Origin of the sequence: Acetobacter sp. DmW_136, assembly GCF_008690365.1 — a bacterium.
Taxonomy (GTDB): domain Bacteria; phylum Pseudomonadota; class Alphaproteobacteria; order Acetobacterales; family Acetobacteraceae; genus Acetobacter; species Acetobacter oryzifermentans.
Map to the genome: position 1 here is coordinate 1 of NZ_VHON01000053.1, position 1,505 is coordinate 1,505.

At 58.1% G+C, this 1,505-nt stretch carries 1 protein-coding gene; it reads right to left on the bottom strand.

Annotated elements, in window-relative coordinates:
• On the bottom strand, nt 1-1,505 hold a 1,505-nt coding region (locus tag FKW31_RS13790), incomplete at both ends, for a carbohydrate porin (protein ID WP_150178820.1).

Sequence of the window (1,505 nt, forward strand, 5' to 3'; positions counted from 1 at the left end):
TAGAAAGTGATATTGGAGTGGAGCCCGAAGATGGCTTCGTTCCCGACGAGGCGGTTGCCTGTCCAGTCTGTCACACCGCCAGAGGGGTGCCAGACATACTGGAAGTCTGGCTGCATGACCCACCAAGGCGTGACCTGCGCCTGATAGGTGAGTTCCAGATGGTTTTCATTACCCTGCACAGGCGCACCAGAGTTACGGTCATATCGCCGCTGGCCAGAAGAAGCCCGGCCAATGCCCCAGCCCAGACCCACCGTATCATTGTCACGCCCCTTGAACGGAGCCTTGAGGTTGATACCCGCATCAATGGCAAAGCTGATCATGTTCCGATCCCCACCATTACCCGTGGCGCGTGCAAAGACACCCACAGACTGCGGAGACTGGAGCGAGGGCCGCCAGATCATCTGGTCAATAATGCCATAGACCATCCAGTTGCCCCGATCCCACCGCGGAATGCCCGTGGTGTCAGCCGCACTCCCCAGTGGCTTGCCCTGATTGTTGTAACGATAATCAGGGAACTTGGCGGTATCGTAATACCCACCCAATTTGTAGATACCTGGCAGGCCGGGGTCCTTGGTGACATGTGACATGTCATCCGGCTGGGGGTTGAGGGCATATTGCAGTTCGGTAATCAGCAGGGCGCCAGTGCCCATGTTGAAGTTGGCGCCATCCTCATCATGGGTATTCTGGTTGGTGGGGTCTGCGCTGTTGCCCCCGTTTTGAATACCAAAGGAGTTGTTGCGGTTGCCCGGCGGGTTATCATCCGCTGCGGCAAACATGAAGGTGAACTTATCTGTTGGACGGTAACGGATACGGATGGCGGGGGAAGAGAGCGGCCAGGATGGCCCACCCGCATACAGGTTGACCGATGGCGCCATGGGCCAGCCGAAGTTGGAGTTCAGATACAACGCCCCGTAATCACTGATCAGGAACTCGGTATCCAGATCCTGCTGCCCGATCTTGACGTCCAGCTTGCCATCCAGAAAAGACTGTTGGTACCACAGCTCGAACAGACGGGTGGAACGATCGGCCTCAAACCCGCTGACGGGGTTGAAGTTGGCCAGATGATCCTGCGAGATAGAGCGCCCACGCAACTGAAGGGCGCTGACATTGAACGTGCCGCCCTTCAGGCCGATCAGCTTTTCCAGATCCACTGTCAGGGTAGGCATGGTTACCCCATCATAGGCAGGGCCGGTGCCTGATCCACTGGCGCCATCAGCCCCCGAGGCCGAGCCCCCCGTGGCGTTGCCCCACAGTTCATCTATTTCCTGAATGTCAAAGCTGATACCGTGTTTGGCCATCCAGTCACGCGCGCCCCACATGTTGCCCAGCAGGTGGTCGCTCATGTCGGGTGTGTCATCGCCCTTTTTCTCGGCAGCCGCATCTTCGGATGCGCGTTGGGAATCCCGCACCGTGGCCGGGTCAATCTGTTCAATCAGAGGCCCAGAATTGCCTAACCGACGACGATCCTGCTCAATCTGCGTCTCCTCACCATGCGCTAAGACGGG